This is a genomic window from Blastopirellula retiformator, from assembly GCF_007859755.1.
In the GTDB taxonomy this organism is placed as follows: domain Bacteria; phylum Planctomycetota; class Planctomycetia; order Pirellulales; family Pirellulaceae; genus Blastopirellula; species Blastopirellula retiformator.
The window spans coordinates 917,191-939,866 of the sequence record NZ_SJPF01000002.1 but is presented as its reverse complement, the minus strand read 5'-3'; the positions used below and the strand labels follow the sequence as shown (position 1 = coordinate 939,866).

Here is a 22,676-nt window from a genome sequence, read left to right as displayed (position 1 = left end):
GCCATCGTCGCATTTTTCAACCTCGCCAGGCTCAGAGCATAGCTCTTCGCGGCTCGCAACATAACGACTTACGTCGTTATGTTGGGATCGCATCCGTGCGATCACGCAGTCCGTCGAGAAAATCAACGGACTGCTAGGCGAACTTCACGCCTGCTTTGCCTTTCACCCCAACATCGGCCACAAACAGCCCGCCGGCGAGCGGTTGTTCGGCGACTTGCTCTGGCGAGAGGCCTTGCCGGGCACAGGTGATGTACAACCGATCGAGATCGGGCCCGCCGAAGCAGCAAGAGGTGACGTTGGAACAGGGGAGTTCGACCTTCGCCAATAGCTCGCCGCTGTTGGGGTTCCATTGGCTGACGCCGCCGCCGCTCCACTGGGCGACCCACAGCATTCCTTCGGCGTCGATCGTCATGCCATCGGGCTTGCCCATGTCGTGCGGCAGATCGAACGCTTTGCGGCGATTGGTGATGGCGCCTGACTCGACGTCGTAGTCGAAGGCGTCAATCTTGCGCGTTGCGGTATCGATGTAGTAAAAGGTTTTCTCGTCCATCGACCAGGCGAGGCCGTTCGAGTTGACGACGTTTTCGACCAGCCGGCGCGGCCGTAAGGTTTCGTCAAACATGTAGAGGCTCGACTCTTCGGCTCGCGTATCCGAGATCGTCCCGCCAAACAGCCGCCCCCGCGGATCGCACTTGCCGTCATTAAAGCGGGTGGTCGAGATGTTTTCTTCCGGATCGACGACCGGCGTCACCGCGCCGCTTTCGACGTCCAGGCGAATGATCCCTTTGCGCGTCCCCGCGATCACGTCGCCAGAGGTGGTAGGGATGGCGAACCCGACCTGACAGCCGACCGACCAAGACTCGTTTTTGCCGGTAACCGGATTCCAGCGATTGATCAGGTGGCGTTCGATATCGACCCACCACAATTTGCCCAAATCGGCGTCCCAGACCGGCCCTTCGGCCAAAATCGCCTTACCGTCAAACGCACATTCTGCCGGGATGGTCTGCATTGGGTATTCTCCTGGGCCGAGGCTCGCCCCTTGGGGAGCCGCGGATATTTGCGTATTCTGGTTGCTCGATGCCAAGCACTTCCAACCCTAGTGCGAGTCGTGGTTTCTGGCAACCATGGGGGCCATCCGACTCTCGCGAAACTGTTGAAACGAAAGCTTATGTCCGCCTACCAGCGTGAAGTTGAAATTGCCCAGCATGCCGTCACCTCGGCCGCGGTCTTGTGCCAGAACGTCCGCCAGGGAGATGATTTTGCCGCGCTGGCCAAATCGGACAATAGCCCGGTGACGGTCGCCGACTTCGGCAGCCAGGCGATCGTCTGCCGCGCGATCCGTCAGGCGTTTCCCGACGATCTGATCATTGCCGAAGAAAACGCCGACGCGCTCCGCAGCGACGATCAGGCGGAGCTGCGCGGCCGAGTTGTGGCCGAAGTGCAGCGGGTGTTGCCCGGCGCTGACGAAACGCAAACGTTGGCCTGGATTGACGCCGGCGTCTCGCGCGATGCGGCGCCGCGGGTTTGGACGTTGGACCCGATCGACGGGACGAAAGGGTTCTTGCGCGGAGGGCAGTACGCGGTGGCGCTTGGTTTGTTAATCAATGGCCAGGTGGAAGTTGCGGCGCTCGCTTGCCCGGCGCTGGATGACGATGGAGCGATCTTCTGGGCGGTGCGCGGCGCAGGCGCCTTTCAGCACACGCCGGAAGGGGACAAAGCGATCGCCGTCACGCCGACCGCCAACTCGGCCGAGGCCGCACTGTGCGAGTCGGTTGAGTCTGGCCACAGCGACCACGATCAATCGGCGCAGATTGCGAAGACGCTCGAGATCGCTCGCCCCAGCGTTCGCATGGATAGCCAGGCCAAGTACGCGGCGGTCGCTCGCGGCGACGCCGACATCTATCTACGCCTGCCGACTCGCGCCGGTTACGAAGAAAAAATCTGGGATCACGCCGCAGGCTACCTGGTCATCACCGAAGCGGGCGGCAAAGTGACCGATATCGAAGGCAAGCCGCTCGACTTCTCGCTCGGATCGACGCTGAAGAACAATCGAGGCGTGGTGGCGACCAACGGAAAGTTGCACGATACGGTGATCGCCGCGATTGTGGCGGCTTCTTAGTCGTAGGGTCCGCTGTGCGGACCACGCCCTGCTAACCAACGGGCAATCATTTTTCGCGCTTCCTGGTCCGCACAACGGACCCTACGAGCCTGCCAACGTCAAGCCTCCGGCAAATCGACTTCAATCTGCCCGTCGACGACGCGGATGGGGAACATTCGCAGGTCATGCCGCGGGGCGTCCTCGTCCAGATACTTTCCGTCGCTCAGCCGGAATCGCCAATGATGGATCGGGCAGCTGAGGACGCCGTCGCAGACTTCACCGCGGGTCAGTAGTGCGCCCGCATGCGGACAGCGTGCGTCAATGGCAAAGACTTGCCCGCCGAGTTGATAGAGACCGATCCACTCTTCGCCGCAGACGCGAAAGAGAACCTCGTGGGGGAGGAGATCTTCACGACGTGCGAGCGGCACAAACATGGGATTGGCTTTGCAGCCTGTTGGTTTTTGCGACTGGCTGCTAGATCGCAGGGATGCGATCCCAAAATAGCGACGAAAGTCGTTATTTTGCGAGCCGTAAAGAGCTTTGCTTTGAGCTTGGCGAGGTTCAAAAATGCCACGAGGGCATTATTGAACAGGTATTTACGTGGCGCTGACGGCGGCTTCCGAAAGTTGCGTGTGGGCGGCTCGCAGCAGTTCGGCCGTTTCGTCCCAGTCGATGCAGGCGTCGGTAATCGAAACGCCGTAAGTCAGGGCCGACGGTTCGGCGCCCAGTTTTTGATTACCGGCGCTGATATTGCTTTCCAGCATCATGCCGATGATCGAACGGTTGCCTTCGGTCCGCTGGTTCAGCACGTCGAGCCAGACGTTGCGCTGCTGCGTGTGATCTTTGTTGCTGTTGGCGTGGCTGCAGTCGACCAACAGGTTCGATTGCAGGTTCGCCTTTTCGAGCTGGGCGATCGCGTCTTTGATATCTTCGCGGGCGTAGTTCGGGCCGCTGCGGCCGCCGCGCAAGATCAGGTGGCCCCACGGATTGCCTTTGGAGTGAACGACGCAGGTGGCGCCTTCGGCGTCGATCCCCAGAAAGCTGTGCGGGCTGCCGGACGAGGTCATCGCGTCGAGCGCGATTTGCAGCGAACCGTCGGTGCCGTTCTTGTAGCCGACCGGCATCGACAAACCGCTCGCCATTTGGCGATGGGTCGGCGATTCGGTGGTGCGGGCGCCAATCGACGCCAGCGAGATCAAGTCGGCGATGTATTGCGGCGTGATCGGCTCGAGCGCTTCGGATGCGGCGGGCAGGCCCAACTCGGCGATGTCGACCAACAACTGGCGAGCGATGCGGAAGCCGTGCGCGACGTCGAACGTGTCGTTCAGATGGGGATCGTTGATCAGCCCCTTCCAGCCGACCGTGGTACGCGGCTTTTCAAAGTAGACCCGCATCACCACGAACAGGCGATCGCTGACTTCGTCGGCCACTTGCTTCAGGCGATGGGCGTAGTCGAGGGCCATCTTCGGATCGTGGATCGAGCAGGGGCCGACGACCGCCAGCATCCGATCATCCTCGCCAGAGAGGATGCGTTTGACTTGCTCACGCGACTCGAAGATGAAGTCCTGCGTCGCCTCGGTGACGGGAATCTCGACCTTGATTTCTCGCGGCGAAACGAGCTTTTCAATGCTGCGGACGTTGACGTTGTCGGTCTGATGCATGGCGAGTGGGCTATTTTTCACGGCGCAGGGGTTTCAACACGGGGAGAAATCAAAGTTGCAAACCTCTATATTCGCACGGATTAGGCCAAACCTCTAGCCCAGCGGCGCCTTTCGACCAAAAAAGAGGGGGTGGAAGTCAGGCCATTTCGGCCTGATTTTCGCGATTCTACCGATCTTGTCCCGCGTTGATCTCAATATCGCGAGTCGCTCGGTGACCGCTAACGCGGCGAGCGGCCACGTTTACGTCGGTGATTTCCACGGCAGCCGGATCAAACGGCAGCCCGCTACGCCGCAGAAAGGCGATTGCCGGCAGGGCCAGTTCCTGCCCCTGCGGAAGGGGATGTTTGTAATAGTGGTAGAATGCACCATTGAGCGAGACGCTCACGTTCGACCAGTCATCGTCGTCCCGGTTGGTGATTACCACTTCCGGCGGATCGACAGCGCGGTTGATTTTGACGTCGACCGGCAGCGGCTCGCTCGAGGTTGCCGGCAGCGTGAAGTATAAAATGCCGACAATCAATACCGGCAGGGTCGCCAGCCCGGCAAGCAGCATGGTCAAGCCGCGGCTGGTCAGGCGGGGCGAATCAGGTCGGGAAGGGGCGGCTTCGTTAGTCATGGTTTTACTCTAAGGCTTAATCAGCGCATGTCACCCAATGTTGCTTCGCAGGTCGCGCCGACGTCGACCGGCGATCGAATGTCGATCAACGCGGCCTGGTTGATCAAGTTGCGGTGGGTCGCCGCGTTTGGGCAGTTGGGCACCATCACGGTCGTCGGATCGCTGCTGGATGTCTCGATCCGCTGGGGCGTGCTGCTGACTGCAGTGGCGATCACTGCGGTCAGTAACATCCTGCTAAACCTCTATTATCGCCGACTTCGCCGTTCGACGGAAAGCGGGTGGCTGTGGGAAAACGTGCTGCTGGGGGTTATGCTGCTCGACCTCGTCTCACTGACGGCGCTGTTGTACTTCACCGGCGGCATGACCAATCCGTTCTGCATTTTCTACATGGTGAATCTTACGCTGGCGGCGATCGTTCTCCCAGGTCGCAGCGTCTGGGGGTTGGCCGCAATTACGGCGGTGGTGATCGCTTTCTTGTTTTACGACCATGTCGAAGTCCCGATTTTGATCGGCCGCGACCGGATGCAGGCGCTGCGGCAACTGGGTTATGTCCCCATGTCGCAGACCGGCATGTACGTGGCGTTTGTGACCTGTATTTTCGTGATCGTCTACTTCACGACACGACTGACCGACGAGGTTCGCCGCCGCGACGCCGTGCTGCGCCGGGCCGAATTACAACGAGCCCGCAGTGAAAAGCTGGAAGCCCTGGGCACGTTGGCGGCTGGGGCGGCGCACGAACTTTCGACCCCGCTGGCCACCATCGCCGTGGTCGCCAAAGAAGTGCAGTTGGAACTGGCCGAGATGCCAGTCTCCGACGATCTGAAGGCCGATATCGCCCTGATCCGGACCGAACTGGACCGTTGCCGTCATATTTTGGATCAAATGTCGACCAACGCCGGCCAGGCGACCGGCGAGACGTTGGCTGACGTCACGTCGTCGCAATTAATCGAGGAAATCCGGAGCCTGCTCGATGTGCGACTGCTCAATCGGCTGCGGATTCGCGATCGATCGGACAACGCCGTCATTCGTTCGCCCCGGTTGGTGCTGGCCCAGTCGTTGCGGGGGCTGATCAAGAATGCGTTCGACGCGTCCCCCGAAGGGACCGATGTGGTGGTGCTGCTCGAGCGGACCGATCAGCATCTGGTGATGACGATTCGGGACGAAGGGCCTGGGATGCCGACCGAAGTGTTGGTCCGGATCGGCGAGCCCTTCTTCACGACGAAAGAGCCGGGGGCGGGGACGGGGCTCGGGATATTTCTGGCCAAGAACGTCATCGAGCGGATTGATGGTTCGCTGCGAATCGAGTCGAACGCCAACGACGGCACGACGGTGGTGGTCCGTCTGGTTCGCCAGCAGGAGCCGGAAGAAATTGCCGCCGCTGGGGCCTTAAGGGGAAAGTAGCGCAGCTCGAATAGTAAATTTGGAGCGGTCTTTTTATATTAGAAGTCGATCGAAACGCCACTTCCGGGATTCTCATGAGTCGCCCTACGTTATTGCTCGTTGATGATGACGACACGCTCCGCAATCGCCTGACGCGGGCCTTCTCGGCGCGTGGTTACGACGTCTACGCCGCCGCCAACTACGAGGAAGCGATCAGTCAGGCGAGTGAGGCGCAGCCCGATCGCGCGGTGCTCGACCTCAAGATGCCAGGCAAGTCAGGGCTCGACCTGTTGCGGGGTCTGCGCGAGGTCTCGCCCGACACGAAAGCAGTGTTAGTAACCGGTTACGGCAGCATCTCGAACGCCGTTGACGCCATACGGCTTGGCGCAGTGAACTATGTAACCAAGCCGGCTGACGCGGATGAGATATTGGCGGCTTTTGACGGTAAGGGGGAAGAGGACCCTCCTGCGACCCCGATCGACTACCAGCCGCAATCGCTCGCAGCAGCGGAATGGGAGCATATTCATCGCGTGTTGGATGATTGTGGCGGAAATCTTTCCGAGGCGGCGCGGTTGTTGGGCATTCCGCGACGAACCTTACAGCGCAAATTGAAGAAGCTCGCTCCATGATTGCGGTGCGCGATTAGGGCAATCAGGGGCACACCCCTCATCCTAGTGTGACTCTTTGACGCATCGCGCTTTTCTGATGATTTCGCTAACATCCTAGTCTTTCCCACGGCACGCCCTTTATCGCCCCGAAGAGCAAAGCCTTGCCGCAGTCTGTGGTAATTTTTTACCCAATAGAAGGCGGAGGGGGCTTGGCGAAAAACGGCTCGCCGGAGAGACTTGTCAGTTTGCGTGCTCGATAGAAGACCAGCCGTCCCCTAGGACGAATTGCAGTCATGGACCGTTTCTTATTTCCACGTTGGGTGAACCGTCTAGTGCCGCTCGCTGGCGCCGGTTTCGTAGCGTTTGCCATTTATGGCGGCGTCGTTTTCGTCTTTGCGACGGCGCCCGAGACGATCAGTATCGGGCATGCCCCGGTTCAGCCGGTTCCCTTTAGCCACCGGATACATGCTGGTCAGCTAAAGATGGATTGCCGCTACTGTCACAACACCGTCGATAAGGCGGCTCAAGCGGCCGTTCCGCCGACGGCGACCTGCGGCAACTGCCACAGCCCAGCCGGAGGGGATGGTACGACCAAGTACGCCGCCGTGCTGACCAATAGCCCCAATCTGGAGCCGGTGCACCAGAGCATCGCGTCAGGCGAGTCGATCGACTGGCAACGCGTGCATGATCTGCCCGACTTCGTCTACTTCGACCACAGCGCTCACGTCACGCGTGGCGTTTCCTGCGTCAGCTGCCATGGTCGGATTGACACGATGGATGTCGTGAAGCAGGAAAAGACGCTCTCGATGGCGTTCTGCCTGGACTGCCATCGCAATCCTGACAGTCACATTCGTCCGCTGGACGAAGTGACGAACCTGGCCTGGGAAGCTCCCGGCAGCTCAGACGATCAGAACGCCGCGGCGCTGTTGGGCGCCGAGATTCGCAAAGCTAACGGCATCAATCCTTCCACGAACTGTTCGACGTGTCATCGATGAAGTCCGACTCGCAAAAAACATACTGGCGCAGCCTCGAACATCTCGAAAATACGCCTGAGTTCGAGCAGTTCCTGCACCGCGAATTTCCTGTCGCCGCCTCCGAATTTCCGGAAGGCGTGTCGCGTCGTCGCTGGATGCAGCTGATGGGCGCCTCGCTTTCGTTGGGCGTCGGCGTCGCCGGTTGCCGCTACGAAGAAGAGACGATCATCGGCTGGCGCTATCCGGAAGAAACGGTCGCTCCGTTCGCCGTTCGCCCCGAAAATCGCGTCCCCGGCAAGACTGAGAAGTTCGCCAGCACGATTGAAATCGCCGGCGAAGTTCGCCCGGTGGTCGTCACCAGCTACGACGGTCGCCCGATCAAGGTTGACGGCAACGTTGAGCACCCGGAAGGGCGCGGCTCGAACCAATACATGCAAGGGACGGTGCTAGAGGTCTACGACCCAGATCGTCTCCGCGGTCTGACCGAAGCGTCGGGCGGCGAAGCCTTTGATCGCTCGTGGGACGAGTTTGAATCGAGCTGGAAGCAGATCGCCCAAGAGCTGGGCGCCGGCGGTAAGCTGGCCCTGCTGATGCAAAAATCGGCTTCGCCCGGCTTCCACGATTCGCTGGCCAAGCTGCGTGAGCGCTTCCCGCAGGCAATGGTTTACCAGTACGACTCGATCAACCGCGAAAACGAAGCGGCCGGTCTGCAGGCGGCGTTCGGACAAGCGGTCACGCCGAAGTACCATCTCGACAAAGCGGACGTCATCCTGGTCATCGACGATGATTTCTTTGGCGACCATCCGACCGGTCAGCGCAACTCGTATGAGTTCGCCCAGCGTCGGGCGCCGGAAGATGGCGCGATGAATCGCCTGTACGTCGCCGAAAGCCAATTCACCACGTGTGGCTTGGCCGCCGATCATCGCGTGGCCGTGCCGGCTTCGCGGATCGCCAGCTTTGTGGCCGACCTCGAAACGCGTCTTGCTGGCGGCGAAATCGCCGAGCCCGCGGAAGACGCCAGCCGCCAAGACAAGTTCCTGGCCGCGCTGGTTGACGACCTGAAGAAACATCAAGGCAAAGCGGTCATCGCCGTCGGACCGCGTCAGTCGGCCGAAGTGCAGGCCGCCGTCTGGAAGCTGAATCAGCAGATCGGCGCCATTGGCGAAACGGTCGAACTGATCGACGCCGGACTGCCGAGCTCAGGCGACGTCGGCACGCTGGCCGATTTGACGACGCAGCTCGACGGCGGCTCGGTCGAAACGCTGATCGTGCTGGGCGGAAATCCTGCCTACGACGCCCCGGCCGACATCGCGTTTGGCGAAGCTCAGAAGAAAGCGGCTCGCCGTTTGTTCCTCGGTTATTACAACAACGAAACGTCGGAAGAAGCGACCTGGATCTTGCCGGAAGCGCACGGTCTGGAATCGTGGGGCGACTTTATCGCCGCCGACGGAAGTTACTGCGTGGCGCAACCGCTGATCGAATCAATCTTCGGCGGTCTGTCGAAGGCCGAGTTCGTCGCGCTGTTGGCTGGTTCGGAAGAGCGTGACGGGCGGTCGATCGTTCGCCGCGTCGCCAAAGATCGCATCGGCTATGCGACCGAATCGGCCTGGAAGAAGATTGTGCATGATGGTTTTGCGAGCGGTACCGCTAGCAAGACGCAAAGCGTGGAAGTGGCTGGTGACTTCGCCCCCCTGACCGCTGACAAGGAAGCCTGGAAGACGACGCCTGCGAAAGACGAAGTGGAGCTGGTGTTTACGCCAGGTACGTCGACCTACGACGGCCGCTTCGCCAATAACGTTTGGTTGCAGGAACTGCCCGATACCTTGACCAAGCTGACTTGGGACAACGCACTGCTGGTCAATCCGACGACGGCCGGATTGCTAGGTCTGAAGCAAGGTATCTTGGCGACGGTGACTTCTGGTGGGAAGTCGATTGACGCGCCGGTTTACTTGATGCCGGGCCTGGCTTTGGGAACCGTTTCGCTCGCACTCGGATATGGACGAACGCACGCCGGCAAAGTCGGCGGCGAAGTCGCCGCTGGAATTGATCCGGTCGGCGTCGACGCTGGAAAGCTGCGAACCTCTAGCGCGATGAACGTCCTGACCGGCGTGAAGGTCGCCTCGACCGGGCGTTCCTATTTGCTGGCGACCACGCAAGACCATCATGCCATCGACGACTTGGGTCTGCAGGAAATTGCTCGCCGCATTCCGACGCTGGTTCGCGAAGGAACGCTGGAAGAGTACAACCATCATCCCGATTTCGCTCAGCATGTCGTCCATCACCCGCCGCTGGAATCGTTGTGGACGGAAGTCTCCTACGAAGGGCATGCGTGGGGGATGTCGATCGACCTGACGAAGTGTCTGGGCTGTAACGCCTGTGTGGTCGCTTGTCAGGCGGAAAACAACGTGCCGATCGTTGGTAAGGAGCAAGTCGCGAAAGGCCGCGAAATGCACTGGCTGCGGATCGACCGTTACTTTGCCGGCGATCCCGAGGATCCGGTCGCCGTCACTCAGCCGGTCACCTGCCATCACTGCGAAAACGCTCCGTGCGAACAGGTTTGCCCGGTCGCTGCGACCGTTCACAGCAACGAAGGCTTGAACGACATGGTTTACAACCGCTGTATCGGTACCCGGTACTGCGGCAACAACTGCCCCTACAAGGTGCGTCGCTTCAACTTCCTCGACTACCGCGCGAGCGACTATCGGTTTGACGAATCGAACCGCCAGCTGGCCGAGTTGGTTTTCAATCCGGAAGTGACCGTCCGCAACCGCGGCGTGATGGAAAAGTGCACCTACTGCGTCCAGCGGATCCAAAACACCAAGATCGACGCTCGTCGCGATCGTCGGGCGATCGGCTCGAACGAAATCAAAGTCGCCTGCCAAGAGGCGTGTGCGACCGACGCGATCCAGTTCGGCGATTTGAACAATCCCGAAAACCTGGCCGCCAAGGGACATGCCAATCCCCGCGCTTACGCGATGCTGGGCGAGTTGAACATCAAGCCGCGTACCAAGTACCTGGCTCGCATTCTCAACCCGCATCCGTGGTTGGCCGAACCGTACGTCGAAGACGAACACATTCCTGGTCACGAAGGGCATGTCGAGTCGGACGGCGACCATGGTCACGAGCATGGCGAGCACGGCCATGACGATGAGCACAAAGAAGAGCACGCAGCCGAAGCCGGCGACCAGTAGTAGCGAAATTCACCTACGCGAAACCCTGTAGTCCACGCGAAAAAAAATGGCCACAGTAGAAGAAGTCGACAACATCACGCTCGAGACGCCTGGGAAGCGTGCGCCGCTGGTTACCGGCGGGCTGAAGTTCGGCTCGATTACCGAGATCGTCGCCGGCGTCCCAGAACAAGAGAAGCCGCCGCTGGCGTGGTACATCGGGTTTTGCGTCTCGCTCGCCGCCCTCGGCATGCTGTTCGCCCTGATCGGCTACCTGATCATGACCGGCGTCGGCGTCTGGGGTAACAACGTCCCGGTTTACTGGGGTTGGCCGATCGTCAACTTCGTCTTCTGGGTCGGTATTGGTCACGCCGGAACGCTGATTTCGGCCATCCTCTGCGTCTTCCGGCAAAACTGGCGTACCAGCATCAACCGCTTCGCCGAAGCGATGACGATCTTCGCCGTCGCGTGCGCCGGTATTTTTCCGGCGATTCACATCGGTCGCGTCTGGGTCTTCTACTGGCTCTTCCCGTATCCGAGCTTGTACTTGAACATGTGGCCGAACTTCCGCAGCCCGCTGCTGTGGGACGTGTTCGCCGTCTCGACTTACGCCACCGTGTCGGTCTTGTTCTGGTACATGGGGATGATTCCGGATCTCGCGACCTTGCGTGACCGGACCAAATCGCGACTGCACCAAATCGGCTATAGCGTCGCCGCTTTGGGCTGGACCGGATCGGCCCGCCAATGGCATCGCTACGAAAAAGCGTATATCCTGCTCGCCGCTCTGGCCGCTCCGCTGGTTCTCTCGGTGCATACGATCGTTAGTTTCGACTTCGCCGTTTCGCAGCTGCCCGGTTGGCACACCACGATCTTCCCGCCGTACTTCGTCGCGGGCGCCGTGTTCAGCGGTTTCGGCATGGTGCTGACGCTGATCGTTCCGGCCCGTCAGTGGTTTGGCCTCAAAGACATGGTGACGACCCGTCACCTGGAGAACATCTGCAAGATCTTGCTGGCGACCGGCTCGATGGTTGGTTACGCCTACGCGATGGAATTCTTCATGGCGTGGTATAGCGGCGTCGCGAACGAACAGTTCACGTTCCAGAATCGCGCTTTTGGTCCTTACTATTGGGCCTACTGGACGATGATTTTCTGCAATGTATGCGTGCCGCAAATCTTCTGGTTCAAGAAGTGTCGCACGACGCCTTGGATCATGTTTATCGCAAGTATTTTCGTGAACATCGGCATGTGGTTCGAGCGGTTCGTGATTACGGTCACGTCGCTGTCTCGCGACTTCCTGCCGTCGAGTTGGGGTTACTTCACCCCGACCTGGGTCGACATCGGCATGTTCGTCGGCAGCTTCGGTTTGTTTTTCACGCTGTTCCTCTTGTTCCTTCGGTTCCTGCCGATGGTCGCCATGGCGGAAGTGAAAAGCGTCATGCCCCACGGCGAAGAGGATCACCACTAGGCCGAAACGATCATGGCAAATAAGAAAGACAACGCGACTCCCCAAACGCTGGGCCTGTTGGTCGAGTTTGAAGACCAAGACCAGCTGTTGAAAGCGTGCGAAGCGGTTCGCGACGCGGGGTTGACCAAGACCGACGCCCACGTTCCGTTCCCGGTGCATGGCATCGACGAAGCGCTCGGCATCCGTCCGACGGTTCTGCCCTGGCTGGTCCTGGCAATGGGCCTGACCGGCGGTGCGACCGGCTTGGCGATGCAGTACTTCATGAACGCCACGGTTCAGCCGGGGGCGCTCTTTTCGGGTTACCCGTACATGATCTCGGGCAAGCCGGAATTCAGCCTGCCGGCCAATATCCCGGTCACGTTCGAGCTGACGATTTTGTTGTCGGCGTTTGGCGCCCTGTTTGGGATGCTCGCCCTCAACAAGTTGCCGAACTTCTCGAACCCGCTCTTCCGCCACAAAAACTTCGCCCGGGCGACCAACGATCGTTTCTTCCTGACGATCGACGCCACCGATCCGAAGTTCAAAGCGAACAAGCATCGCGAGATGCTCGAAAAGCTCAGCCCGATTACGATCGACGAGCTCGAAGCCGATCCGAGCAGCGATCAGATTCCGACCTTCCTGAAATATGTGGTGATCGTGTTCCTGGCCGCCCTGACGGTGCCGCCAATGCTGGTCTGGAACGCTCGCAATACGACTTCGCCGCTGCCCCGGATCCATCCGATCCAGGACATGGATAACCAGCTTAAAAAGAAGACGCAGACCACCTCGCAGGTTTTCGCCGACGGTCGCTCGATGCGTCCCCGCGTGCCTGGCTCGGTCGCTCGCGGCGAATGGCAGCCGATCGATTACCTCACCGGTATCGTCCCCGGCGGCGAAATGACCGAGAACGTCGCTTTGCTGCAAGATGAAGAGGCGAAGCCCGCCGACGACGCTCAACCGGCCGAAGAACAACCGGCTGTTGACGCGCCGGCCGACGGCGAACCTGCCGCTGCGGAAGGCGCCGCCGTGGAAGGGGAAGATAAGCCGCCGGAGCCAGATTGGGTGACCAGCTTCCCGGAAACGCTCGACGTCGACACGGCTCTGATCGAGCGTGGCCAAGCCCGCTTCAACATTTACTGCGCCGTCTGCCATGGCGTCTCGGGCGAAGGAAACGGCCTGGTGTCGCTTCGCGCCTTTGAGATGGAGCAGCCGACCTGGGTGCAACCGACCAACCTGCATGACCCCAACGTCACGAAGCAGCCGGTTGGCCGAGTCTTCAATACGATTACCAACGGCATTCGCAAGATGCCGGCTTACGGAGCTCAAATCTCGCCGGAAGATCGCTGGGCGATCGTCCTCTACCTGAAAGCGCTGCAGAAGTCGCGTGACGCGACGATTCAGGATGTTCCGCAAATCGAAGCCGACGCGCTGAAGGGTCAAGGAAACTAAACCATGGGCCACCACAAAAAAGAAATCAAGGTTGCCAACGACGAATCGGTTCGTCTGGGCGAAGGACTTCGCTCGGTGCTGATGGTCGGTGGATATGCCGCTGGTCTGGCGGGGCTGTTGGTCGCGCTGGTGATGGGCATGGTTGAAGGGGATCGCCTGCGTCACTTCTTCTTCTCTTACCTCACCAACTACCTGTTCTTTCTGAGCATCGCTCTGGGAGCCTTGGGCTTTATCGCCCTACAGCACCTGACGCGTGCCGGTTGGAGCGCCTCGGTCCGCCGCATTACCGAAATCATCGCCATGACGCTCGCGCCAATGGCGCTGCTGTTCGTGCCGATCTTGTTCTCGGTCCTCTCGGGAAGCGATTCGCTCTTCTCGTGGAACAGCGCCGAGGCGATGGAGCACAATCCGGTTTTGGCCGGGAAGGCCCCGTACCTGAACTCGTTCTTCTTTGCGATCCGTGCGGTGATCTACTTCGCCGTCTGGATCTTGGCCGCTCGGTTCTTCTTCGCCAAATCGACCGCTCAGGACGAATCGGGTGATCCGGAGCTGACCCTGCGGATGGAAAAAAAGAGCCCGCTGGTCGTGTTCGCGTTCGCGTTGACGGTGACGTTTGCGTCGATCGACTGGGCGATGTCGCTCGATCCGATGTGGTTCAGCACGATGTTCGGCGTCTACTTCTTCGCCGGAGCAATGTTGGCCTTCTTCTCGTTCACGCTGATCTGCTGCTCGACCTTGCAGTCGTGGGGCAAATTGACCGAGGTGATTACGGTAGACCGCTACCACGATCTGAGCAAATTCATCTGGGGCTTCACCCTGTTCTGGGGTTACATTGCCTTTAGTCAGTACCTGCTGTACTGGTACGGCAACATCCCGGAAGAAACGGTCTGGTACCTGGTGCGACAAAATGCCGCATGGCGGAACGTTTCGCTACTGTTACTATTTGGACAGTTCATCATCCCGTTTTTCGGAACAATGTCCCGCCACGTTCGCCGCAATCGCCCATTGATGGTGGGTTGGGCGACGTTCATTCTGGTGATGCACTGGTTCGACATTTACTGGCTCGTCATGCCGCAGTTCTCGCCGGATGCGCTTCCGCTGGGACTGATGGAACTGGCGTGCCTGATTGGTTTGGGCGGCTTTTTCATCGGGAATCTCGCTTGGATCGCTGCCGAACGTCCGCTGTTGGCGCTTCGAGATCCGCGACTTACCGAAGCGCTCACGTTGGAAAACCTGTAACAAGCGAAGGGGTTTTGGGCTATGTCCGACGCTGCCGATAAAGAACCTGTCGATCAAGAAACTGCCGCTCCCGAAGCTGTCGTTCCGGAAGCTGTCGTTCCGGAAGCTGTCGTTCCGGAAGCTGTCGTTCCGGAAGTCGATGCCGAACACGCCGCCCATCTGCCGGCCCAGGCCGACGACCTGAATACCCCGGTCATCGCCGTGGTCGGGTTCGTCAGTGCGATTTTGACATTCGCTATCGTGGTCGGTTTGCAGGCCGGGTACCATCAGTATGCCAACTACCTGCACAATGACAGCAAAGTCGCCAAGCCGGGCAGCGACGCCTCGGCCGCGATCATCGCCTCGCAAAGGGCGACGATGAACGACTATGGCTGGGTTAACAAGCAAGAGGGCAAGGTCGCCCTGCCGATCGACCGCGCCATGCAGTTGGTCGTGAACGAATACTCGACGAAAGCGAAATAGGATCCGATGTCGCCGATCGCCAAGTTCACCAACGCCGCTTTGCTGCTGATCGTCCTGCTGGGGATGGTGCAGCCGGTGCGCGCCGTGGCGCCAGGCGAAGATCCGAAAGAGCTGCGCGGCTTGGAAGTGGTCGAACACTCCAATGAGAAACTGCCGCTCGATCTCACCTTTCAAGATGATCGGGGCGAAACGGTTCGCCTGGGCGATCTGTTTGAAGGAAACAAGCCGGTCATCCTTTCGATGAACTACTCCAGCTGCCCGATGCTTTGCCGGGTGCAGCTGAACGCCTTGGTGGTGGGGCTGGATCAGGTCCTCTGGACCGCCGGTGAGGAGTACCAGGTGATTTCGGTCAGTATCGACCCGACCGAAACGCCCGAGAAGGCGGCCGAGACGAAAGCCAAGTACCTGGACCTGTATGGTCGCCCCGAAAGCGCCGACGGTTGGCACTTTCTGGTCGGTAGCAAAGAGAACATCCAAACGCTGGCCGATGCGATCGGGTTTCCGTTTCGCTATGTGCCGGAGCGTAAAGAGTACGCTCATCCGGCGCTGCTGACGCTGTGCACTCCGGACGGACGCATTTCTCGCTACATGTATGGCGTCGATTTTCCGCCGCAAACGCTTCGCCTGTCGCTGGTCGAAGCGAGCGAAGGGAAGATCGGCACGACGACCGACCGCTTTCTGCTGTTTTGCTTTCACTACGATCCAACCACCGGCGCCTATGGGCCGACGGCTGCGAATATTATGAAACTCGGCGGGGCGGCCATGTTGGTCGCATTGCTGGCGTATCTCGTTCCGTATTGGGCGGCCAACTATCTCCGCAAACGCAAACAAGCGGCGGAAGCGTCCGATCCGAACCTGCCCGTCCAAGAGAACATCTCTGTCACCACGCGCTAAAGCATGATGAATTTGCTCAGCACTTTATCCTTGTTGGCGGAAGCCGGCAGCCTGTTCTTCACGCCGTCGAACTCGGTGTTCGCGCCGGAAGTGGACAACTTGTTCGACCTGATCTACTGGATCTCGGCGTTCTTTTTCGTCTTGATCGTCGCGGTGATGGTCTACTTCGTCGTGATGTACCGTCGCCGTCCAGGACATTCGGTGCAGCCTTCGCCGTCGCACAACAACGTGCTGGAAATCACCTGGTCGGTGTTGCCGTCTTTTCTGCTGGTTCTCATCTTCGTGATGGGGTTCACCGGCTACATGAACATTCGCACGCCTCCGGATGACGCCTACGAAATCCACGTTTACGCCAAGAAGTGGTCGTGGCTGTTCCAATACCCCAACGGGGCGGAGTCGAGCGATCTGCACATTCCGGTCGGTCGTCCGGTCCGCTTCATCCTGGAATCGGAAGACGTGATCCACAACATGTTCGTGCCCGCTTTCCGCACGAAGATGGACTGCGTGCCGGGGCGTTATAATGAAATCTGGGTGCTGGCCGATCATTCGACCGGGACCGGCATCAAGGACGAAGATCACGAACCGACTTGGCTGTTCTGCGCCGAGTACTGTGGTCGCGATCACTCGAACATGAAAGCCAAAGTCTTCGTCCATGAGACCGGCGACTTCGACGCGTGGGTGGCGAAAGCCGCCAACCTGTACGAAGGCCGCACGATGGCCGAAGTGGGTGAACTGCTGTACAAGCGGAAGGGCTGCATCAGCTGCCATTCGATCGACGGAACGCGCAAGTCGGGGCCGTCGTTTAAGGGAGGTTTTGGTACCGCCCACAAAATGGCGGACGGCAGCGAAGTCGTCATGGACGAGAATTACATTCGTGAATCAATTCGGGACCCACGCGCCAAAGTGGTCGCCGGGTACGAGCCGGTCATGCCGGTCTTCCCCAGTTCGCGGCTGAGCGACAAAGACATCACCGCGATTTCCGAATTTATCAAGAGCCTTAAGTAACGAGATTTCCCATGAGCGTTGGCGCCACGCCAGATCGTTTTCAAGCCGCCGATGTCGACGGCGCCCATCACCGGGAAGACAACTACCTGTTGGCTTCCAGCGGGCTGGGTTCATGGTTGGTTACTCTCGATCACAAGCGGATCGGGGTGATGTACCTCATCGGCATCATGGCCTCGTTCTTCCTCGGCGGCATCTTCGCATTGGTGCTCCGGGCGGAGTTGTTCACCGGCCAGAAGCTCTTCCTGTCGGAAGACGCCTACAACCAGATGTTTACGCTGCACGGGGCGGTGATGACCTTCTTGTTCATCATTCCGAGCATCCCGGCGGCGCTGGGCAACTTTATGTTGCCGATCATGCTGGGGCAAAAGGACGTCGCGTTTCCGCGAATGAACCTGGCGAGCTTCTACCTGTGGATCATCGGCGCCGTCTTCTTCCTGTGTGCGATCGTCTTCGGCGGTCTCGACACCGGTTGGACGTTCTATACCCCGTACAGCATCACGACCAGCACCCGCGTCATCTTGGCGTTGTTGGGCGTGTTCGTGCTCGGCTTCAGCTCGATTTTCACCGGGCTCAACTTCGTGGTGACGATCAACACGATGCGTCCGCACGGAATGAGCTGGTTTAAGATGCCGCTGTTCCTGTGGGCCCTGTACGCCACGTCGATCATTCAGTTGCTCGCCACGCCGGTTCTCGGCATCACGGGCCTGCTGCTGATCGCAGAGCGTGCCCTGCGGATCGGTATTTTCGATCCGGAATTGGGCGGCGACCCGGTGTTGTTCCAGCACTTCTTCTGGTTCTACTCGCACCCGGCCGTGTACATCATGATTTTGCCGGCGATGGGGATCGTCAGCGAACTGGTCGCCGTCTTTAGCCGCAAGCATATCTTCGGTTACCGCTTTATTGCGTATAGCTCGATCGCGATCGCCTTGCTGGGCTTCCTGGTTTGGGGGCACCACATGTTCGTCAGCGGTCAGTCGCAACTGGCGGCGGTCGTCTTCAGCGGTTTGACCTTTAGCGTGTCGATTCCGTCGGCGATCAAGGTCTTTAACTGGCTGTCGACGATGTACAAGGGATCGATCAGCCTGGCGACGCCGATGTGCTACGCCTTGTCGTTCATCTTCCTGTTTACGATCGGCGGTCTGACCGGCCTGTTCCTGGGCGCCTTGTCGACCGACATTCAACTGCACGACACCTACTTCGTCGTCGCTCACTTCCACTATGTGATGATGGGCGGTACGTTGGTCGCGTTCGTCGGCGGCTTGTACTACTGGTGGCCGAAGATGTTCGGCGTGATGTACAACGAAAACGCGGGACGCTTGTTCTGCCTGATCGTCTTCCTGGGCTTCAACCTGACCTTCTTCCCGCAGTTCATCATGGGCTCGCGAGGAATGCCGCGTCGGTATGCCCGGTATGTCGAAGAATTTCAGATCTACCACCAGCTCTCGACGATGGGCGCCTTCCTGCTGGGGATCGGCATGGTCGGTGCGATCGCGGTGCTGATCTACTCGCTTTACCGCGGTAAGAAGGCTCCGGCCAATCCTTGGGGCGCCGCGACGTTAGAGTGGATGTGCAGCTCGCCCCCGTCGCTGCATAACTTTGAAGAGCCGCCGGCTGTCGGTGATCCCTACAATTACGACAATTTGCGTTACGATGAACGGGAAGGCGGATATGTCGTCGTGCCCGGAGCCGCAAAAAAAACGTCTAGCCACTGATGGAAACAAGCACGATGACGGTCGCTGAGTCGACGCACGAAGATGGTCACGGGCACGATCACCCGGAACACCTAGCGCATCATTTCCAATCGCCGCGTCAGCAATATGACGCCGGTAAGCTCGGAATCTGGATGTTCCTGATCACGGAAATCCTGTTCTTCAGTGGGATGTTTTGCGCCTACGCCGTTTACCGTTCGCTGCATCCGGAAATCTTTACCGATGCGGCCAAAGAGCTGAACACGATGCTCGGCGCGTTCAACACCGTCGTGCTGATCGTCAGCAGCTTTACGATGGCCTGGGCGGTTCGCGCCGCCCAGCTGAGCCAGAAGAAGCTGTTGGTGGTGTTGCTATGGCTGACGCTGATCTTGGCTGGCGTCTTCCTGGGCGTGAAGTCGATCGAATACGGCGAGAAGTTCCAGCATGGGCTCTACCCGGGCATGTTTAACCGCTTTGCCCAAGAGCAATACCCCGAAGCCACCAAGGCGGCGCTGAGCGTCTATGTCTCGACCGAAGCTCCGGCCCCCGCGGCTGAAGAAGGAGCCGAAGGAGAGGCCCATGGCGATTCGACCGCAACCGGTGAAGAAACGCACGAAGGCGAAGCGCACGGTGAGGAGCATGCTCATGACGATCACGAACATGACGAGCATGCGGAGCACGCCGAGGGTGACGGCCATCATGGCGGAGCGGAAGGCGTTCGCGACATTCACATTTTCTTCGGCATCTATTACATGATGACCGGGGTTCACGCGCTCCATATCATCGGCGGTATGGGAGTGATCGGCTGGCTGATCTTGCGTGCCCATCGCGGCGAGTTTAGCAGCGAGTATTTCGGACCGGTCGACTTCACGGGGCTGTACTGGCACCTTGTCGACTTGATCTGGATTTTCCTGTTCCCGCTTCTGTACCTGATTCACTAAACGGAAGATCGACGCGATGAGCGATCACGCACACTCCACTGACGATGCGCACGACGACCACGGCCTCGCTCACGTGATGCCGATGAGCACGCTGATCGGCACCTTTGTGGCGCTGCTGGTGTTGACTGGCGTCACGGTTGGAATTTACGAAATCGACTTTGGCGATATCGACATTTGGGTCGCCATGGGAATCGCCACGCTGAAGGCGACGCTGGTCGGCGTCTACTTCATGCACTTGCGGTATGAAAAGCCGTTCATCACCCTGTCGTTCGTTTTCTCGCTGGCCTTTGTCGCGTTGTTCCTTGCGATCACGCTGCAAGATACCTACCAGTACGAACCGCAGGTCGAAGCCCAGCACAATGCCCGCATTCTCGAGGCGGGCGAATAGCTTCGGCCGCACTCCCTTGCGGATTGAACGCCGATAGGAGTCCATTCCATGCTTAAGGATTCTTTTTCGGTTCTGCCGATGCGTCGCGAGATGTACCAGGCCCGGCTCGGGTTCCTGCTCTTCATCGCGACGCTGTCGATCTTCTTCGCCGCTAGTTTGGTCGCTTACCTGCTGGTTCGGTTTAGCGACACGTCGCAGCGGGCCGAGACCTACAGCAACGTTCCGGTTGGTCTGTGGGTGAGCACGCTGTTCATGTTCGGCGTCGGCTATTCGCTGCATCGCGCCGTCGCCGCGATCCGGTTCGAGAAGCAGGTCCTGTTTCGCCGCTGGCTGCTGTCTGCCGGCGGCCTCGCGATCGTGTTTCTCGTCTTTCAGGCGATCGGGCTATGTCGTCTCTTGGCCGAGCATCAAGCCCTGGGAGACAATGTGCAGATGTACGGACTGATGTTCGTGCTCATTTTTCTGCATGCGCTGCATGTGATTGGCGGTCTGGCGACCTTGGCGATGATCACCAACCGGGCTTGGCACGGCGGCTACGACCATGAAAGCTACGTCGGCGTCGCCATTTGCGCCGACTATTGGCATTTTCTCGACGCCGTGTGGGTCGTCATGCTGATCACGTTTGCGATCACTGGGTAACGCCGTTCTAGCCGCCGGCGATCGTTTCCAGGTCTTCCCACCGCTCCATCGCGGCCAGCACTTCGTCGCCGATGGCGTCGAGCCGCGTGGTGATCTTCTTGATCTCGTCAGGCGACTTTTGGTAGAAGGCCGGGTCGGCCATCGTCTCTTGCAGTTGGGCCTGTTCCGCTTCCAGAGCCTCGATCTTGCTGGGCAGCTTTTTTAGCTCTTGCTGCTCTTTGTTGGTCAGCTTGCGGGCTCGGCCGGCCTCTTTCTTGTCGGGCTCTTTGGCGACCGGTTTGGCGGGCGCCGATTTCGCCGCTTCTTCGATCCGTTTTAGCTGAGCGAGCCAATCGTCGTAGCCGCCGGCGTATTGTTTGACGACGCCGTCTCCCTCAAAGGCGATGGTCGACGTGACGACGTTGTTGAGGAAGCTACGATCGTGGCTGACCACGATCAGCGTTCCTGCGTAGTTGACGACCAGGTCTTCCAGCAGTTCCAGCGTGTCGGCGTCGAGGTCGTTCGTCGGTTCGTCGAGGATCAGCAGGTTCGACGGTTTGGCGAACAATCGAGCCAACAAGAGCCGGTTCCGCTCGCCACCCGAGAGATGCTTGATCGGGCGATGCGACTGTTCCGGCGTAAACAGGAACTCCTGCAGGTAGCCGATCACATGCTTCGATTTGCCGTTGATGTTGATGAATTCGTTCTCTTCGCCGATGTTCTCACGCAGCGTCTGCTCTTCGTTCAGGGCCGCATGCAGCTGATCGAAGTAAGCGATCTCGACCTTGCTGCCGACGGTGACGTCGCCCGAGTCCGGTTGCAGCTCACCCAGCAAGATCCGCAGCAGCGTCGTCTTGCCGACGCCGTTGGGGCCGAGCACGCCGATCTTGTCTCCCCGCATGATCGTGGTCGAAAAATCGCGGCAGATCACCAGGTCTTTGAAGGCGTGGCTGATGTTCTCGGCGTGGATCACCTTTTGGCCGGAACGATCGGCTTGTTGAACGTCGAACTTGACCGTGCCGACGCGCGAACGGCGGCTCTGGTATTCTTCTCGCAACTTTTTGAGGGCCCGGACGCGGCCTTCGTTGCGGGTACGGCGGGCTTTGATTCCCTGGCGAATCCAGGTCTCTTCGATCGCCAGCTTTTTGTCGAACAGGGCGTTCTGCTTTTCTTCCGCTTCCAGGGCCGCCTCTTTGCGAACGACATAGTCGCTAAACCCGCAGGCCCAACTGGTCAGGTTGCCGCGGTCGATGTCGACCACCCGCGTCGCCAGCTTTTTGGCGAACGTCCGGTCGTGGGTGACGAAGACGATCGTGCCGTCAAACGCCATCAGGAAATCTTCGAGCCACAGGATCGATTCGATGTCGAGGTGGTTCGTCGGTTCGTCTAACAGCAACACGTGCGGCTTGCTGGCAAGCGCCTGGGCGAACAAGGCCCGCCGTTTCTTGCCGACCGAAAGCTTGGCGAAGTTGGCGTCGCCGTCGAGCTTGGTCGCTGAAATCGCCTGCTCAACCCACTGGTGCTGGTTCCAGCCATCTTCCATGTCCAGCTTGTGCTGCAGCTGATCAAGCCGCTGGATCTCTTCGTCCGAGGCGCCTTGGGCGATTCGCTGGGTCAGGTGATGGTACTCGGCCAGCGTTTCGCCCATTTCTCCCAGGCCCGACGTGACCAGGTCGTAGACCGATTGGTCTTCGCCGGCGGTCGCCGTTTGCGAGAGGGTCGCCACGCGGACGTCAGGGCCAACGACAACGTCGCCCGAGTCGGTCGCTTGCTTGCCGGCCAGCATTCGCAGCAGCGTCGACTTTCCGGTTCCGTTGCGACCGACCAGACAGATCCGCTCCCCAGGCTCAATCTGCAGATTGGCTTGATCCAGAAGGGGGGCGGTGTGAAAGGAAATCGAAACGTCTCGAACAGAAATTAACGCCATTGCGGTCCTTCGAAAATCTCACTTATCGTCCGAATTTGATTGAACGCATCTTCGTCGACTAGAATAGGGCCTTCATCGGCCCACCCCAGCCTTCCGCATTCACCCCTTAAGGACGAA

At 59.4% G+C, this 22,676-nt stretch carries 20 protein-coding genes; 15 read left to right on the top strand and 5 right to left on the bottom strand.

The features are described 5' to 3' along the window. Window positions 1–133: 133 nt before the first annotated feature. Window positions 134–1,009, bottom strand: a complete 876-nt coding sequence (locus Enr8_RS11120) for an SMP-30/gluconolactonase/LRE family protein (RefSeq protein ID WP_146431405.1) — start codon at window positions 1,007–1,009, stop codon at window positions 134–136. A 159-nt stretch (window positions 1,010–1,168) separates the two neighbouring features. Between Enr8_RS11120 and Enr8_RS11115 the strand changes: the two genes are divergently transcribed. Beyond that, complete coding sequence (locus Enr8_RS11115; RefSeq protein ID WP_146431403.1) at window positions 1,169–2,119, top strand: 3'(2'),5'-bisphosphate nucleotidase; 951 nt, start codon at window positions 1,169–1,171, stop codon at window positions 2,117–2,119. Between the two features lie 98 nt (window positions 2,120–2,217). Here the strand turns inward: Enr8_RS11115 and Enr8_RS11110 are convergent, their stop codons facing one another. The 3 genes from Enr8_RS11110 to Enr8_RS11100 all read right to left on the bottom strand — a co-directional run bounded on the left by Enr8_RS11110 (window position 2,218) and on the right by Enr8_RS11100 (window position 4,375). Beyond that, entirely contained in the window at window positions 2,218–2,532 is a 315-nt protein-coding gene (locus Enr8_RS11110) for a Rieske (2Fe-2S) protein (RefSeq protein WP_146431402.1), read from the bottom strand. A gap of 162 nt (window positions 2,533–2,694) precedes the next feature. Further along, a complete protein-coding gene (locus Enr8_RS11105; protein WP_315851754.1) occupies window positions 2,695–3,780 on the bottom strand; it encodes a 3-deoxy-7-phosphoheptulonate synthase in 1,086 nt (361 codons plus the stop codon). Window positions 3,781–3,925: 145 nt separating this feature from the next. Further along, window positions 3,926–4,375, bottom strand: a complete 450-nt coding sequence (locus Enr8_RS11100; RefSeq protein ID WP_146431400.1) for a hypothetical protein — start codon at window positions 4,373–4,375, stop codon at window positions 3,926–3,928. A gap of 27 nt (window positions 4,376–4,402) precedes the next feature. Between Enr8_RS11100 and Enr8_RS11095 the strand changes: the two genes are divergently transcribed. The 14 genes from Enr8_RS11095 (at window position 4,403) to Enr8_RS11030 (ending at window position 20,653) form a co-directional block, all read left to right on the top strand. Then, window positions 4,403–5,776 carry an ATP-binding protein gene (locus tag Enr8_RS11095; RefSeq protein ID WP_146431399.1) on the top strand — a complete coding sequence of 458 codons (1,374 nt, stop codon included), beginning with the start codon at window positions 4,403–4,405 and terminating at the stop codon, window positions 5,774–5,776. Between the two features lie 74 nt (window positions 5,777–5,850). Next, the gene (locus tag Enr8_RS11090; protein ID WP_146431398.1) at window positions 5,851–6,384 is read left to right on the top strand and encodes a response regulator transcription factor; all 534 of its coding nucleotides are present in this window, start codon (window positions 5,851–5,853) and stop codon (window positions 6,382–6,384) included. Window positions 6,385–6,656: 272 nt separating this feature from the next. After that, a complete protein-coding gene (locus Enr8_RS11085) occupies window positions 6,657–7,358 on the top strand; it encodes a cytochrome c3 family protein (protein ID WP_146431396.1) in 702 nt (233 codons plus the stop codon). Continuing rightward, a complete protein-coding gene (locus Enr8_RS11080; protein WP_146431395.1) occupies window positions 7,355–10,528 on the top strand; it encodes a TAT-variant-translocated molybdopterin oxidoreductase in 3,174 nt (1,057 codons plus the stop codon). Before Enr8_RS11085 ends, Enr8_RS11080 begins: the two co-directional genes overlap by 4 nt. Before the next feature lie 46 nt (window positions 10,529–10,574). Further along, the gene (gene nrfD, locus Enr8_RS11075) at window positions 10,575–11,969 is read left to right on the top strand and encodes an NrfD/PsrC family molybdoenzyme membrane anchor subunit (protein ID WP_146431393.1); all 1,395 of its coding nucleotides are present in this window, start codon (window positions 10,575–10,577) and stop codon (window positions 11,967–11,969) included. Window positions 11,970–11,981: 12 nt separating this feature from the next. Beyond that, window positions 11,982–13,397, top strand: coding sequence for a quinol:electron acceptor oxidoreductase subunit ActD (locus Enr8_RS11070; RefSeq protein ID WP_146431391.1), 1,416 nt, complete (start codon window positions 11,982–11,984; stop codon window positions 13,395–13,397). 3 nt (window positions 13,398–13,400) lie between these two features. Continuing rightward, window positions 13,401–14,636, top strand: a complete 1,236-nt coding sequence (locus Enr8_RS11065; RefSeq protein WP_146431390.1) for a quinol:cytochrome C oxidoreductase — start codon at window positions 13,401–13,403, stop codon at window positions 14,634–14,636. A 21-nt stretch (window positions 14,637–14,657) separates the two neighbouring features. After that, window positions 14,658–15,098 (top strand): hypothetical protein, encoded by a 441-nt coding sequence (locus tag Enr8_RS25400; RefSeq protein WP_186767575.1) that lies wholly within the window; start codon window positions 14,658–14,660, stop codon window positions 15,096–15,098. Between the two features lie 6 nt (window positions 15,099–15,104). Then, complete coding sequence (locus Enr8_RS11055) at window positions 15,105–15,992, top strand: SCO family protein (protein WP_146431387.1); 888 nt, start codon at window positions 15,105–15,107, stop codon at window positions 15,990–15,992. Window positions 15,993–15,998: 6 nt separating this feature from the next. Continuing rightward, entirely contained in the window at window positions 15,999–16,997 is a 999-nt protein-coding gene (coxB, locus tag Enr8_RS11050; protein ID WP_246120035.1) for a cytochrome c oxidase subunit II, read from the top strand. 11 nt (window positions 16,998–17,008) lie between these two features. Continuing rightward, window positions 17,009–18,709, top strand: coding sequence for a cytochrome c oxidase subunit I (locus Enr8_RS11045; protein WP_186767574.1), 1,701 nt, complete (start codon window positions 17,009–17,011; stop codon window positions 18,707–18,709). A 14-nt stretch (window positions 18,710–18,723) separates the two neighbouring features. Then, window positions 18,724–19,626, top strand: coding sequence for a cytochrome c oxidase subunit 3 family protein (locus Enr8_RS11040; protein WP_246120034.1), 903 nt, complete (start codon window positions 18,724–18,726; stop codon window positions 19,624–19,626). Window positions 19,627–19,642: 16 nt separating this feature from the next. Further along, window positions 19,643–20,014, top strand: coding sequence for a cytochrome C oxidase subunit IV family protein (locus Enr8_RS11035; protein ID WP_146431384.1), 372 nt, complete (start codon window positions 19,643–19,645; stop codon window positions 20,012–20,014). Window positions 20,015–20,062: 48 nt separating this feature from the next. Next, window positions 20,063–20,653: a cytochrome c oxidase subunit 3 gene (locus Enr8_RS11030; protein WP_146431383.1), complete on the top strand. Its 591-nt coding sequence runs from the start codon at window positions 20,063–20,065 to the stop codon at window positions 20,651–20,653. A 7-nt stretch (window positions 20,654–20,660) separates the two neighbouring features. Here Enr8_RS11030 and Enr8_RS11025 read toward each other — a convergent pair whose 3' ends face one another. Then, complete coding sequence (locus tag Enr8_RS11025; RefSeq protein WP_146431381.1) at window positions 20,661–22,559, bottom strand: ATP-binding cassette domain-containing protein; 1,899 nt, start codon at window positions 22,557–22,559, stop codon at window positions 20,661–20,663. Between the last annotated feature and the right edge of the window lie 117 nt (window positions 22,560–22,676).